The organism is Limnohabitans sp. G3-2, assembly GCF_002778275.1.
Taxonomy (GTDB): Bacteria; Pseudomonadota; Gammaproteobacteria; order Burkholderiales; family Burkholderiaceae_C; genus Limnohabitans_A.
The window spans coordinates 442566-456579 of record NZ_NESG01000003.1 but is presented as its reverse complement, the minus strand read 5'-3'; the positions used below and the strand labels follow the sequence as shown (position 1 = coordinate 456579).

The following is a 14014-nucleotide window of genomic DNA, read 5'->3' as shown; positions in this document are numbered from 1 at the left end:
AACAAGATGGCAGCGTCGAGCGGGTAACGGTCCAGCGGCTGCAGAGTCACCTCGGTGGCGTAGTCGACGTTGGTGGCCAGGCCCATGAAGCTGCCGGCTTTGGCGCGGGTGGCGCAGTACTCGGGCAAATACCGGCCAGCTTGGCGCATGAGCCAGACGGGGGTGTGGTCGGTGGCCTGGCGCAGGCAAGCGCGCAGGAAGGTGTCGTTTTGGAGGGGGGCAAAGGCGCTCATGCCCTTATTGTGGCAGGCCCTAGCCGGAGTTTTTCGGCGTCTCCTTCAGAGCCATTCGCGAGCAGGGGCTCGCTCCCACAGGGGATTTGGTTTTTGGGGTTTTTGTGGGAGGCCGCCCCCGCGGCCGAATGCGGCCAAGGCCTCAGCAGGCATGCGTGCGCAGGGGCTCGCCCCACCTTGCACAGGCATGGGCGGCTCAAGGGGCCGCAAGTCCCTGCAAGGCGGTTTGGACTTCGGCCACGCTGGGCAACTCCGACAAGAGCACGGGCGCGCGGCCGGGGGCGTACAGCGCATAGACCGGCACGCCGCTGCGGCCCAGTGCCGTGAGCCCCTGGGTGATGCCCGGGTCGCGGCGTGTCCAGTCGGCCCGCATCAGCACCACTTGCCGCGCTGCAAAGTCGGTCAGCACGCGGGCATCGGCCAGCGTGGTTTTTTTGTTGTACTGGCAAGTCACGCACCAGGCGGCCGTGAAGTCCACAAACACCGGGCGACCTGCCGCCAACTGGGTTTGTACGGCCGCTTCCGACCAAGGCTGCCAAACAGAAGCGTGGGCGCTGGCGCTGGCCAGCGGCTCAGCAGGCGCTTCACGCCAAAACAGGGGCCACCAACTGCTGCCCAGCCACAGCAAGGCGGCCAGCGCCAGGCCGCTCAATACCCAGCGCGTGCGGCCTCTCAGCCCCAGCGCCCACACCAGCCCAGCCACCGTGAGCAGCAAGGCCAGCAGGCTGCTCGCCCCGTCGATGCCGGTTTGTTGACCCAAGACCCACAGCAACCAAATGACGGTGGCAAACATCGGAAACGCCATGGCTTGGCGGAAGGTTTGCATCCATGCCCCGGGACGCGGCAGGGCGCGGGCGATGCCCGGCCACCAACTGGCCGCCCAATACGGCAAAGCCATGCCCACGCCCATGGCGGCAAACACCAGCAGCGCTTGCCACACGGGCAGCGCGATCGCCAGGCCCAAAGAGGCCCCCATAAAGGGCGCGGTGCAGGGCGAGGCCACGGCCACGGCCAACACGCCCGACAAACCGGCGTTCACCGTGGGGTGGCGGCTTTGCAGCGTGGCCAGGCTGCTCGGCACCATTTGCCCAAACTCGAAAACGCCCGCCAAGTTCAGGCCCAGCAGGGTGAACAAGAGCGCCAAGCCCGCCACCACAGGCGGCGACTGCAATTGAAAGCCCCAGCCCAATTGCTCGCCCGCAGCCCGCAGGCCCAGCATCAGGCCGCCCAGCAGCATGAAGGACAGCACCACCCCCACGGTGTAGGCCAGGCCGGCGGCGCGGTGTTGCGTCGGCGCGGTGTCGGCCTGCGCAAAACCGATCACTTTGATGGCCAAGACCGGGAACACGCAGGGCATGAGGTTGAGCAAGAACCCGCCGACCAAGGCCCCCAAAACGGCCAGCGTCAGGCCCAGAGCGGTGGTGTTGGCAGCCGCTGGCTTCTGGGCAGCTCTGGCGTTGTCGGCCAGCGCTTTGGCCAAGGCGGGCGAAATCTCGGCGGGTGCTGCTTGGGCCAGCGCGGGCCAAGTGCCTTGCACAGGGGTTTCGATCTCCCAAGCCGGGGCTTGGGGCGCAGACTCCGGCCCGACCGCGATCACCCAGCGCATCGATTTGGGGCTGTCGCCACGTTCTTCAGACACCGGAATCTGGGCGCTCCAGACGGCGCCTTGCCAGTTTTGTGTCCCGTCTTTGCCCTGCACGGCCGCGTTGTGCACCACATTGGGGGTGACCGGGAAAGCGCTCAAAGTCTGGCCACGCCAGACGGCAGGCAGGCCGTGCACGCGCAGGCTGATCTGCTGCCCGTCCGCGGACAAGGTGGCTTGGCCACCCGTGATCCAGTTGCCGCCTTGTTGCTGCTGAGGCAGGGCCTGGGGGCTGAGTTTTTGTGCGGCTTCAAAGAGCGCGGTGTGCGTTTTTTGCGGGCCCGCAGTGGTCAGCTTCAAGCCCAAACGGCCTTCTTGCGGGATGCATTCCTGGCGGCACACCAGCCATTCGGCCTGCACGCCCAAGGCCAATGGCCCACTGTCGGGAAAGCGGAAGTCGGCTCCGACCGTCACGGGCACGGTCAGCAGCACACGGCCTTCGTAACCATAGTTGGCCAAGCTGCCGATGGGGATTTTTTTGGGCAGTGGCCAAGCGATGTCACCCGCTTGCAAGCCCGCCGGCAGCTGCCACTGCAGCCGGGTGGGCAGACCCGAGTCGCCGGGGTTTTGCCAATAGGTGTGCCAGTGCGGCTGGTGCTCGATGTGCAGACCCAACCAAAACGTTTGTCCAGCGCGAATGCCCTCGGGGGCGTGCACCAGCAATTCGGTCCGCACCTGCTCGGTGTTCACCACATGAGGGGCGCTGCCGAGCAAGGCGGCCGTGCCCAAGGTCTTGGCTGGGGTGCTGGCCGGGGTGGATGGGGTCGACAACAGTGAAGCGGTTTGCGCTTGGCCGCTCAGGGGCGTCACCCCAAGGGCACACAGGCCAAGCCCCAATCCGAGGGCCAAGCCCCAGCTTTGAACAGTGGCCCAGCCACGCGAGAACACGGAAACTTTCACGCCAATCCTTATTTCTGGCCCCCCACACCCCAGGCGGGAAGCTCTGCAGCACGGTGCGAAAGGCACTGTACACGCCCCGGCTCCATTAAGATGCCGAACATGCAAAACCCTTCGCGTTTTTGGGCCGACTGGACCACCCTCGATTTTCAGGCCTTGGCGCCAGGCCGTGCCATCGATCGGGCCATCGCCATCTTGCCCGTGGCAGCGACCGAGCAGCACGGACCGCATCTGCCGCTCTCGGTCGACACCGATTTGGTCAACGGCGTGGTGGCCGCTTGCCTGCCGCACTTGCCCGCCGACTTGCCTGCATTGTTTTTGCCCACCCAAACGGTGGGCCTGAGCCCTGAGCATGCCCGTTTTGCGGGCACCCTGACGCTCAAGGCCGAGACCGTGATCCGATTGTGGACCGACATCGGCGAGTCGGTGGCGGCCAGTGGCGTGAAGAAGCTGGTGCTGCTCAACGCCCACGGCGGACAAGTGAGCGTGATGGACATCGTGGCGCGGGATTTGCGGGCCCGGCTCGGCATGCTGGTGTACAGCGTGAGCTGGTTCAATTTACCGCTGCGCGACGCGCAAGGCGGCGACGTGAACGCGCTGTTCCCCCCTGAAGAACACCGCTTTGGCGTGCACGCGGGCGACACCGAGACCTCGATGATGCTGGCGCTGCGCCCCGAGCGCGTGCGCATGGACTTGGCGCAAAACTTCCGCTCCACCTCGCAAGACCGCGCCGAGCGGTTTGACATATTGGGCAATGGCCAAAGCGCCAAGCTGGGCTGGCAAATGCAGGACTACAACCGCCACGGCGCGGCAGGCAATGCCTTGGCCGCCACCGCCGAGAAAGGCCGGGCTTTGCTGGGTGCCTCGGGCCGGGCGCTGGCGCAGTTGTTGGTTGAAGTGGACCGTTTGCCGCCAAACACCCTGACGGATTCGGTGGCCTGAAAACGGCGGGTCTTCAGAAGCGGGGCAGCACCAACTCGCAGTGCCCGCGGCTCACGCTTTTGGGGTATTCGCGGGTGGTGTCGATGCAGCCGCCTTCGGCATAAACGCCTTTGGGGTCGCGCATGCGCAGCATGCGCTCCAACACCTGGCTTCGGGCTGCTGGGTTGGCTTCGGTTTGCGCCACCAGCGCCTCGACCACCGTCTCGTCCATGTGCAAGTCACCTTGGGCGTCGGTGTAAGCGCCGTCTTTCCAGTGAAAGATCTCGATGGCCTTGGACTCGAGCGTGTAAGGCGTGTCGCGCTTCCAGAAGTTGCTGAACAAGCCGCCGCCCATGTAGAGCACCCAAGAGCCTTCGTAGCCGGTGACATCGGAGGAGCGTTCGTCCGGGTTGCGAAACCACAGGCGGTCGCCCGGCACATAAAAGCGCCCCGGCAAAGGCGCTTGCATGCTGCCGTACTCGACCAAATAGACCTCATGGAATTGGCCCGAACGCACTGCGTGGACTTGGTTGAGGCTTTGCAACTGGGCCAAGAGTTCCGGGTTTTCGGATTGGAGCTCTTGCGCGATGCCCAACAAAATCACGTACTCGGTCGCCCGGTAACAAGAAAAGTCGTACAACTTGCCCGTGGCATCGGGTTGGGTGGCCGCGGTCAGTGCCTCGACCAAGCAGCGGCCGGGTTGCAAAATGAAACCCGCGTTGTCGCCGCCGTCTTGCCAAAAGGCCTGCGGCCGCTCGGCCGCTTCGGTTTTGAACGCCAAAGCGGTTTTTCGGGCGTCCAAAGCCATGTTGCGGCGCACCCGGATGTGCGAGGTCAGCGAGCCGAGGCTGGCAAACTGAAAGCGGTGGGGGGAGCCGAGCAAGGCCACCCAGATTTCACGCTCCAAGGCCCAGGCTTCGTCTGTTTGAGGGGTGTGCCCCAGTTTGTCGTGCAGGGCCAAGGTGTCGTGGCCCGGCATGCACCGCGCTCTGAAGTCGGGCCGCAGCGTGCAGATCAGTGCCACTTGTGACCCTTGCAAGGGAAGGGTCAAGGTCTGAACGGCTGATGCAAGCGCCCATTTGTCCAACAAAGCCACCAAATCGCGAGCCAACCGGTCAGCATCGGCGGCTTGCGTGGTGGTGAGCTGGATACCGCCCTCCAAGGACTGGAGAGCCAACCAGGCGGTTGAACTGTTCATGGCTTGATTCTGCCTGCAAACCGAAGGGGTATTTCCTAGGGAATGTACCTGTGCACCATGAAGCTGCCCTGACAGGGGCCGGTCGTCCAAATCAGGAGCCCGGCCTGCGGTTCAGGCGAAAGTGACCCAGTCTTGGTGCGCCTCACTGTCCAGGTGAGGCAGGGTGTTGTAGGTCAGCAGCATGTGCCGCTTGGGGGTGAAGACAAACTCGGTCAGCGCCGTGTTGCGGATGCGCAGGTTCAGCTCGATGGTGGTTTCGGGCGGGGTGCCCAGCACGCGGCCCACGGCCGTCGAGATGGGGCCGCCGCTGGAGACGATCATCACGTCGCCCGTGTGGTTTTGCCGCACATGGTCAAGCGCCGCTTCGATGCCGCCCACAAAGTCGGCATAGCTGGGCATGTTGCGTGGCTGGGTGCGCCCGGCCATCCAAGCTTGCAAACCGTCGCGCAGCAGTCGAAAGTGGTGGCGGTACAACTCGGGCGTGTCTGGTTTGGCCAGCGGCTCGGGGTGGATGGATTCGATCAGCGCGTGGCTGTCGTATTCGTTCAGGCCCGGCCACACCGCGGGGGTGTGGGGCAGGCCCGCGCCCTCGGCAATGCCTTCCCAGGTTTGGCGGTGGCGCTTCAAGCTGCCCATGAGCACCGCTTCGAGCGGCTTGCTCTGCAGTTTGGGCCGCAAATACTCACCCAAGCGCACGGCTTGCTGGCGGCCCAGTGGGCTGAGTTGATCGTAGTCATCGGCCCCGAAAGAGGCTTGTCCGTGGCGGACCAGATAGAGGGTTCCCATGGGCTGCGATTGTGCGCAGCTTGTGGGGTTTCGGCTGTCGCTGGGGTGATCAGAGCGTGACAGAACCCTGGATGCAGCCGACCACCTCGCCACCCACCCAGACTTGGCCGCTTTCGTCTTTGGAGAGGAACACTTGGCCCGCACGTCCGAGGACGGTGCCTTGGCGGGCGCTGTAGCGTGTGGACATGTGGCCTTCTGCCATCAGCCATTGGGCGAGCGACGCGTTCAGGCTGCCGGTGACCGGGTCTTCGGCGATGCCCACCGGGGCGGCAAAGGCGCGCACTTCCAGCTCAGTGGGGTCGTTGGCCATGCGGTTGGACGGCGCGAAAGCGCGGGCCTCGCGGTTGGCGCGGCGGATCAGGCCACCCGTCGAACTGTTGGGGTTGGCCTCACGTTTCGCCGCCACGCCCACTTTGGTGTTCAGGCGCTTGAGCGCTGCGTGGTCGGGCTCCAGCGCGAGCAAGCTGTCCACCGAGTCGATCAAAAGGCCCAGCCAGTGCGGGCCGTTGTGCAGGTCTTGCGCGGCCAGCACCTCGTCGGCGTGCAGGCCCAGCGCGGCCAGCACCTCGTTCAGCAGGGCTGGCGCAGGAGCCTGGCGCTGCAAGGGCGGCGCGGCAAAAGCCCAGCGCCCATCGACCGATTTCAAAGTGACCAGACCCACCCCGCATTCCTGCACCAGTTGTCCGCTTTGCCGGGCTTGGCCGCCGGCCTTCAGCCAGGCGTGGGCCGTGCCCAGTGTGGGGTGGCCCGCAAACGGCAATTCGGCACCGGGCGTGAAGATGCGCACCCGGTAATCGGCGCCGCCTGCTACCCCTTCGGGCGTGGGCGGCAGCACAAAGGTGGTTTCGCTCAGCTGCGTCCAGCGCGCAAAAGCCTGCATTTGCGCCTCGGACAGGTCTTTGCCATCCAACACCACGGCCAAGGGGTTGCCCAAGAGGGCGGCATCGGTGAAGACGTCGACTTGTTGGAAGGCGCGGGTTTTCATGGTCTTGTCCTGAGGGGATGCGTCAGAGCGATTCGCGAATGGCTGCCGCCAGTGCCGTCATGCCGGTGTTGATCTGGTCCACCGTGGCGGTCACGAAGGACAGGCGCAGGGTGCTTTCGTCCGCACCTTCGGCGTAGAAAGCCGAACCCGGCACAAAGGCCACGCCTTTTTCAACCGCCTTGGCCAGCAGGGGAATGGCCTTGAGGCCTTGAGGCAGTTGCACCCACAAGAACATGCCGCCCACCGGGCGGTTCCAGCTCAGCCCCAAGCCGGCCATTTCGCGGTCGAGCGCGGCCAGCATGGCTTCGCACTGCTGTTTGTACAAAGCGCGGATGGTGGGCACATGGCGCTCGATGAAGCCGTCCTTCAGCACTTCCGCCACCACGCGCTGGTTGAAGCTGGGCGTGTGCAGGTCGGCCGCTTGCTTGGCTTGCAAGAGCTTGGGGTAAAGCGCCGTGGGCGCGACCAAGTAGCCCAGGCGCAAACCGGGGGCCAGGATTTTGGAGAACGAGCCCAAATACACGCTGCCTTCGGGATGGCGCGAACTGAGGGAGGGCGCGGGCGGCGCGTCAAACCACAGGTCGCCGTAGGGGTTGTCTTCGATGATTGGGAGGCCTGTTTCGATGGCCACCTGCGCCACGGCGGCGCGGCGCTCTTCGGTCATGGTGCGGCCCGTGGGGTTTTGGAAGTTGGGCAGCAGGTACACAAAGCGGGCTTTGTCGGCGCCGGTGCCGACTTTGGCGCGCAGGTCGGCGGCATCCACACCATGGTCGTCGCTGTCCACGCCCACGGCCACAGGCTCCATGGGGGTGAAGGCTTGCAAGGCGCCCAAGTAGGTGGGGGTCTCGACCAAGATGCGGCTGCCCGCGTCGATCAAGATCTTGGCCACCAGGTCCAGGCCTTGCTGGCTGCCGGTGGTGATCAGCACCTGGTCGGGGCTGACTTGCATGCCTTGTTTGAGCAGGTCTTGCGCCACCCATTCGCGCAGCGGCGCATAGCCTTCGCTGGCGGCGTATTGCAAAGCGGCTTTGCCGTCATCCCTGAGCACGCGCTCGCTGGCTTCGCGCATGGCGTCGATGGGAAACGTCTGGGGTGAGGGCAGGCCACCCGCAAAACTGATGATGCCGGGCTTTTCGGTGACCTTGAGGATCTCGCGGATCACCGAGGGGTTCATTTTCTCGGCGCGTTGGGCCAATTTCCAGTTCATGTTGTGCTCCGTGTGGTGTGTTTATCGGGCGCTTGGGGTGTTGGCCATGCGTCGCCCCATGAAGACGGTGAGCACCACCAACAGTGCAAATCCCAGCGTCATCGCATCCAGTGATTCTCCCAGCAAAGGGACGGCGGCCAAGATGGTGATGAACGGTTGCAGCAATTGCAACTGGCTCACCCGCAGCGGGCCGCCCAGCGACAGGCCGCGAAACCAGGCGAAGAAACCTGCCCACATGGACAATACGCCCACATAGAGCAGGGCCATCCACGCTGTGGGCGCGATGGAGGCTTCGGGCCAAGTCAGCCAGGCTCCGGGCAAAGTCACAGGCAGGGCCATCACGCAAACCCAGCTGATGACCTTTTCTGCGCCCATGCTGGCGGTGACTTTGGCGCCGGCCACATAACCCAGCGAGGCGGCCACCACCGCGCCCACGAGCAGGGTGTCGGCCCAGGTCAGGCCAAAGCCGTGCCCCATTTGAGAGGCGCGCAGCAGGCTGTAGACCACCACCAAGGCGCTGCCCAAAGCGGCAAACACCCAAAACCCGAGGCGTGCGCGTTGGTGCATGAGCCAGGCCGCCGCCGCTGCCGTGGCCAGTGGCAGCAAGGACGTGATCACGGCGGCGTGGCTGGCCGTGACGTGGCGCAGCGCCCAGCCCAGCAGCAAGGGGTAACCGATCACATTGCCCAAGAGCGAGAGCAGCAAAGGGCCGCGCTGGGAAGATGTGGGTAGCGGTGCACGCACGGCCAACAGGTAAACGAGCGACAGGCCCCCGGCCAAGGCTGCGCGTGCCCAAGTGACAAACCAGGGCGACATTTGCGGTGCATCCACCGTGCCCGTGGCCAGACGTGTCATGGGCAAGGTGAGCCCGAAAATGATCACGCCCAAAAATCCCAGCCAAAGCCCCAGGTTCTCGCGGTGTTGAGAGGGGGTATTCATGAACGCATCAAACCGCGCTTGGGCGCAGGCCATTCAAAATCCACAAAGCCGTGGCCACCAACGCCGCCGACATGCAGCGGTTGAACATCAGCAAGCGGCGGCCGTGCGCCAGCCAGTGCCGCAGCATCGAGCCCGCCACCGCGTAGGTCAGGTTGCTGAAAAAGCCATAGGCCACCATGATGGGCAGCAACACCAGCGTGCGCGCTGTGGCATCTTCGCGGCCTGCCACCCAACCCGCCACGATGGCGAGCGCCAGCATCCAGGCCTTGATGTTGAGAAATTGCAGGCCCACGCCCTGCACAAAGCCGACTTGCAGCTTGGCGCTGTCGGCCTGCTGCAAGCTGCCGCTGTGCCATAAACGCGAGGCCAGCCAGAGCAAATACCCCGTGCCCAGCGTCACAATGCCCCAGCGCAAAGGGGGGAAGGCCACCACCAAGCCGCCCAAACCCGTGGCGCACAGGGCGAACAAAATGCCCCAGCCGACGGGCACCGCGCACACAAAGCGCATGGCACGGCGCAGGCCATGGTTGGCAGCCATGGCGGTCGACAGCGTGGTGTTGGGCCCGGGCGTGAAGCTGCTCACGGTGGCCAACACCAACAGGGCGCTCAGTTCTGAGGAGGTCATGCCTTCGAATGTAGAGCCAAAAGGCCACCGATCAGGTCGCCATTTGGACTGTGCCGCCGGCCATCAGCGGGCCGACAGAATTTCCCAGCGTTCCATGGCCGCCAGCAACAGCTCGTCGATTTCGGTGTCCCGCTTGAACAGCTTTTGTGCCAGACCCGGGTCGCGCTGGTAAATGCTGCCGTCCGCCAATTGCGCGCGGGCCTCGGCTTGCTCTTTTTCCAAGGCTTCGATCTTGGCGGGCAACTCGGCCAACTCGCGTTGCTCTTTGTAGCTGAGCTTGCTGCGGGCCGCAGCGGCGGGTGCTGCAGCCGTCGTGGCGGGGGCTGCAGCAGCTGCTGGTGTCGAACCAGCGCGCTGCGCGGCTTGGGCCCGAATGGCTTGGCTGCGCTGCGACTGCACCAGCCAGTCCTGCACCGAGCCTTCGTATTCGCGCCACAGACCCGGCTGGTCCGGGGCGCTTTCGCAGGCGATGATGCCGGTCACCACGTTGTCCATGAAGGCGCGGTCGTGGCTGACCAAAAAGACGGTGCCTTCGTAGGTCTGCAGCAGCTCTTCGAGCAACTCCAAGGTTTCGATGTCCAGGTCGTTCGTCGGTTCGTCCAGCACCAGCACGTTGGCGGGGCGCGCAAACAGGCGAGCCAGCAAGAGGCGGTTGCGCTCACCGCCCGACAGCGAGCGCACGGGCGAGGTGGCCCGCGCAGGCGAGAACAGGAAGTCACCCAAATAGCTTTTGACGTGCTGGCGTTTGTTGCCAATTTCGATCCATTCGCTGCCCGGGCTGATGAAGTCTTCCAGTGTGGCATTCAGATCGAGCGCATCGCGCATCTGGTCAAAGTAGGCGACTTCCATCTTGGTGCCGCGACGCACTTCGCCGCTGTCGGCCTCTAGTTCACCCAAAATCAGTTTGAGCAGCGTGGTTTTGCCGGCACCGTTGGGGCCCAGCAGGCCGATCTTGTCGCCCCGCAGCAAGGTGCCGGTGAACTTCTGAATGATGGTCCGCACAGAGCCGTCTGGCTGGGTGAAGCTTTTGCTCACATCGGTCAACTCCGCCACCAGCTTGCCGCTCGGCACGCCCGAGGCCACTTCCATTCTCACGTTGCCCACTTTTTCGCGGCGGGCCGCACGCTCGCCCCGCAGGTTTTGCAGCCGCGTGATGCGGCTTTGGCTGCGCGTGCGGCGTGCTTCCACGCCCTTTCGGATCCAAATCTCTTCCTGAGCCAGCAGTTTGTCGGCCTTGGCCTGAATCACCGCTTCCTGTGCGAGTTGTTCTTCTTTCTGCACTTGGTAGGCGGCGTAGTTGCCGGGATAGGGCCGCAGCTTGCCCCGGTCCAGCTCAACAATGCGGGTCGCAATGCGGTCCAAGAAAGCGCGGTCGTGCGTGATGGCGATCACGCTGCCCTTGAAGTCAATCAGCAGGTCTTCCAACCAGGTGATGGCGTTCAGGTCCAAGTGGTTGGTGGGTTCGTCCAACAAAAGAACATCAGGGCGGGTCACCAAAGCCTGCGCCAAGGCCACGCGCTTGCGCATGCCGCCAGACAGCGACTGCACGATGGCGTTCGGGTCGAGCTGTAAGCGTTGAAGCGTCTCGTCAAGACGCTGCTCCCAGCCCCAGCCGTCGCGTGACTCAATTTGGCTTTGCAGCGTATCAAGGTCACCCCGGCTGTGCGTGTAATCGTCGATCCATTGCACCACCTCAGCCAAGCCTTCACGGACGGACTCAAAGATGGTGTGCTCTGCAAGCAAGACCGGCTCTTGCGCGACATACGCAATGCGAACGCCTTGTTGCAGATGCAAGTTGCCGTCATCTGGGCGCTCCATGCCCGCAAGAATCTTGAGCAAAGACGACTTGCCCGTGCCGTTGCGACCAATCAAGCCGATGCGCTCGGACGTCTCCAGAGAGAAGTCAGCGTGATCGAGGAGTGCGACGTGGCCAAAAGCCAAGGACGCGTTCAAGAGTGTGAGTAAAGCCATGGTCCCATTATCCGGGCGGGGCCCCACTAAATATTCCAGGCAACATCAAAATACTTGCCAGTGGCGAAAAAGTTGTGCCATAATCGAGGGCTTCGCTGCTCACAAGTGAGGCTTTCAAAGAAGCCAAGCAAAGGCAGCAAGTAGGTTGATGAAAAGATCTTGGTGATCTAAGAAATTTTCAAAAACTTGACGCAGCGCTAAAAACTGTGTCATAATTCAAGGCTTCGCTGATCGCAGCGAGGCAAGAGAAGGTGATGAGAGTTGCCTGGGTTCTTTAAAAATATACAGCCGATAAGCGTGGGCGTTTGATGGTGATTGCCAAGTTCTTCGGAACTTAGCTTTAATTAGCTAACAAACGCTCATGAAGTAAAAAAGATGTGGAAATCAGAGATGGTGACCACGTCGATTCCAATTTATGAGTTGGTCGAAAGACCGAAAAAAATCAAGATCGAACTATAGAGTTTGATCCTGGCTCAGATTGAACGCTGGCGGAATGCTTTACACATGCAAGTCGAACGGTAGAGGGGGCAACCCCTCGAGAGTGGCGAACGGGTGAGTAATATATCGGAACGTGCCCAGTCGTGGGGGATAACGTAGCGAAAGTTACGCTAATACCGCATACGATCTAAGGATGAAAGCGGGGGACTCGCAAGAGCCTCGCGCGATTGGAGCGGCCGATATCAGATTAGGTAGTTGGTGGGGTAAAGGCTCACCAAGCCAACGATCTGTAGCTGGTCTGAGAGGACGACCAGCCACACTGGAACTGAGACACGGTCCAGACTCCTACGGGAGGCAGCAGTGGGGAATTTTGGACAATGGACGCAAGTCTGATCCAGCCATTCCGCGTGCAGGATGAAGGCCCTCGGGTTGTAAACTGCTTTTGTACGGAACGAAAAGGTTTCTATTAATACTAGGAGCTCATGACGGTACCGTAAGAATAAGCACCGGCTAACTACGTGCCAGCAGCCGCGGTAATACGTAGGGTGCAAGCGTTAATCGGAATTACTGGGCGTAAAGCGTGCGCAGGCGGTTATATAAGACAGATGTGAAATCCCCGGGCTCAACCTGGGAACTGCATTTGTGACTGTATAGCTAGAGTACGGTAGAGGGGGATGGAATTCCGCGTGTAGCAGTGAAATGCGTAGATATGCGGAGGAACACCGATGGCGAAGGCAATCCCCTGGACCTGTACTGACGCTCATGCACGAAAGCGTGGGGAGCAAACAGGATTAGATACCCTGGTAGTCCACGCCCTAAACGATGTCAACTGGTTGTTGGGTCTTCACTGACTCAGTAACGAAGCTAACGCGTGAAGTTGACCGCCTGGGGAGTACGGCCGCAAGGTTGAAACTCAAAGGAATTGACGGGGACCCGCACAAGCGGTGGATGATGTGGTTTAATTCGATGCAACGCGAAAAACCTTACCCACCTTTGACATGTACGGAAGTCGCTAGAGATAGCTTCGTGCTCGAAAGAGAGCCGTAACACAGGTGCTGCATGGCTGTCGTCAGCTCGTGTCGTGAGATGTTGGGTTAAGTCCCGCAACGAGCGCAACCCTTGTCATTAGTTGCTACATTCAGTTGGGCACTCTAATGAGACTGCCGGTGACAAACCGGAGGAAGGTGGGGATGACGTCAAGTCCTCATGGCCCTTATAGGTGGGGCTACACACGTCATACAATGGCTGGTACAAAGGGTTGCCAACCCGCGAGGGGGAGCTAATCCCATAAAACCAGTCGTAGTCCGGATCGCAGTCTGCAACTCGACTGCGTGAAGTCGGAATCGCTAGTAATCGTGGATCAGAATGTCACGGTGAATACGTTCCCGGGTCTTGTACACACCGCCCGTCACACCATGGGAGCGGGTCTCGCCAGAAGTAGTTAGCCTAACCGCAAGGAGGGCGATTACCACGGCGGGGTTCGTGACTGGGGTGAAGTCGTAACAAGGTAGCCGTATCGGAAGGTGCGGCTGGATCACCTCCTTTCTGGAAACTGCAATCTAAATTGAACGCTCACACTTATCGGTTGTTGGAAGGTTGTCGCTGATGGCTGAGGCGTAAGCTCAAGTCATTGGTGACCGGCTTGGGTCTGTAGCTCAGTTGGTTAGAGCACTGTGTTGATAACGCAGGGGTCGTTGGTTCGAGACCAACCAGACCCACCAATCCTTCTGAGGACGAGTGCTCAAGAGTACTTAGATGAAATAACGGGGGATTAGCTCAGCTGGGAGAGCACCTGCTTTGCAAGCAGGGGGTCGTCGGTTCGATCCCGTCATCCTCCACCATCACTTATCGAGTGTTGATTGGATCCAAGAGGTCCGATGCTTGTTCATTCAAAACAAAAGCGGCTTTGCAAAAGGTATTGCAAAGGCTGTTTTTGTGTTGATTGATATTGATCGATTGACAAGTGTCGCAAGACACACGGCTGTTCTTTAAAAATTCATAGAGTCGAATCAGAGTTGCCAGGGGAAACTGCACATTCGTAAAGGTTTAGTGCAGACCGTGCCCCTGGTGACAATTTTTTGATTGCGTCAAAACGAATATTCAAACGACGTTTGAAATTCAAGTAAAGACGAATTGTTCTTTTGATATTGGATGGAGACATCCGGTGTTGAG

Annotated in this window: 10 protein-coding genes, 2 tRNA genes and 1 rRNA gene; 4 read left to right on the top strand and 9 right to left on the bottom strand. The window is 61.7% G+C overall.

What is annotated here, in order from left to right; all coding sequences use genetic code 11:
* The coding region (locus B9Z31_RS06605) for a uroporphyrinogen decarboxylase family protein (RefSeq protein WP_304441706.1) at positions 1 to 233 on the bottom strand (233 nt) is incomplete at its 3' end.
* A gap of 196 nt (positions 234 to 429) precedes the next feature.
* Positions 430 to 2604 carry a protein-disulfide reductase DsbD gene (locus B9Z31_RS06600; protein WP_100118788.1) on the bottom strand — a complete coding sequence of 725 codons (2175 nt, stop codon included), beginning with the start codon at positions 2602 to 2604 and terminating at the stop codon, positions 430 to 432.
* A 270-nt stretch (positions 2605 to 2874) separates the two neighbouring features.
* On the opposite strand from B9Z31_RS06600, the gene B9Z31_RS06595 reads away from it, so the two are divergent.
* Complete coding sequence (locus B9Z31_RS06595; RefSeq protein ID WP_100118787.1) at positions 2875 to 3714, top strand: creatininase family protein; 840 nt, start codon at positions 2875 to 2877, stop codon at positions 3712 to 3714.
* Positions 3715 to 3727: 13 nt separating this feature from the next.
* Here the strand turns inward: B9Z31_RS06595 and B9Z31_RS06590 are convergent, their stop codons facing one another.
* The 7 genes from B9Z31_RS06590 to B9Z31_RS06560 all read right to left on the bottom strand — a co-directional run bounded on the left by B9Z31_RS06590 (position 3728) and on the right by B9Z31_RS06560 (position 11404).
* Positions 3728 to 4891 carry a hypothetical protein gene (locus B9Z31_RS06590; RefSeq protein ID WP_100118728.1) on the bottom strand — a complete coding sequence of 388 codons (1164 nt, stop codon included), beginning with the start codon at positions 4889 to 4891 and terminating at the stop codon, positions 3728 to 3730.
* 111 nt (positions 4892 to 5002) lie between these two features.
* Positions 5003 to 5677 (bottom strand): histidine phosphatase family protein, encoded by a 675-nt coding sequence (locus tag B9Z31_RS06585; RefSeq protein ID WP_100118727.1) that lies wholly within the window; start codon positions 5675 to 5677, stop codon positions 5003 to 5005.
* A gap of 49 nt (positions 5678 to 5726) precedes the next feature.
* Positions 5727 to 6662: a PhzF family phenazine biosynthesis protein gene (locus B9Z31_RS06580; RefSeq protein ID WP_100118726.1), complete on the bottom strand. Its 936-nt coding sequence runs from the start codon at positions 6660 to 6662 to the stop codon at positions 5727 to 5729.
* Positions 6663 to 6684: 22 nt separating this feature from the next.
* A complete protein-coding gene (locus tag B9Z31_RS06575) occupies positions 6685 to 7869 on the bottom strand; it encodes a PLP-dependent aminotransferase family protein (protein ID WP_100118725.1) in 1185 nt (394 codons plus the stop codon).
* 21 nt (positions 7870 to 7890) lie between these two features.
* On the bottom strand, positions 7891 to 8808 hold the full coding sequence (locus B9Z31_RS06570; protein WP_100118786.1) for a DMT family transporter: 918 nt from the start codon (positions 8806 to 8808) through the stop codon (positions 7891 to 7893).
* A 7-nt stretch (positions 8809 to 8815) separates the two neighbouring features.
* On the bottom strand, positions 8816 to 9433 hold the full coding sequence (locus B9Z31_RS06565) for a LysE family translocator (protein WP_100118724.1): 618 nt from the start codon (positions 9431 to 9433) through the stop codon (positions 8816 to 8818).
* Positions 9434 to 9496: 63 nt separating this feature from the next.
* Complete coding sequence (locus B9Z31_RS06560) at positions 9497 to 11404, bottom strand: ATP-binding cassette domain-containing protein (RefSeq protein WP_100118723.1); 1908 nt, start codon at positions 11402 to 11404, stop codon at positions 9497 to 9499.
* Between the two features lie 450 nt (positions 11405 to 11854).
* Between B9Z31_RS06560 and B9Z31_RS06555 the strand changes: the two genes are divergently transcribed.
* The 3 genes from B9Z31_RS06555 (at position 11855) to B9Z31_RS06545 (ending at position 13683) form a co-directional block, all read left to right on the top strand.
* Positions 11855 to 13387: ribosomal RNA gene (locus B9Z31_RS06555) — 16S ribosomal RNA — on the top strand.
* A gap of 99 nt (positions 13388 to 13486) precedes the next feature.
* A tRNA-Ile gene (locus B9Z31_RS06550) sits at positions 13487 to 13563 on the top strand.
* A 44-nt stretch (positions 13564 to 13607) separates the two neighbouring features.
* Positions 13608 to 13683, top strand: a tRNA-Ala gene (locus tag B9Z31_RS06545).
* Positions 13684 to 14014: the final 331 nt, after the last annotated feature.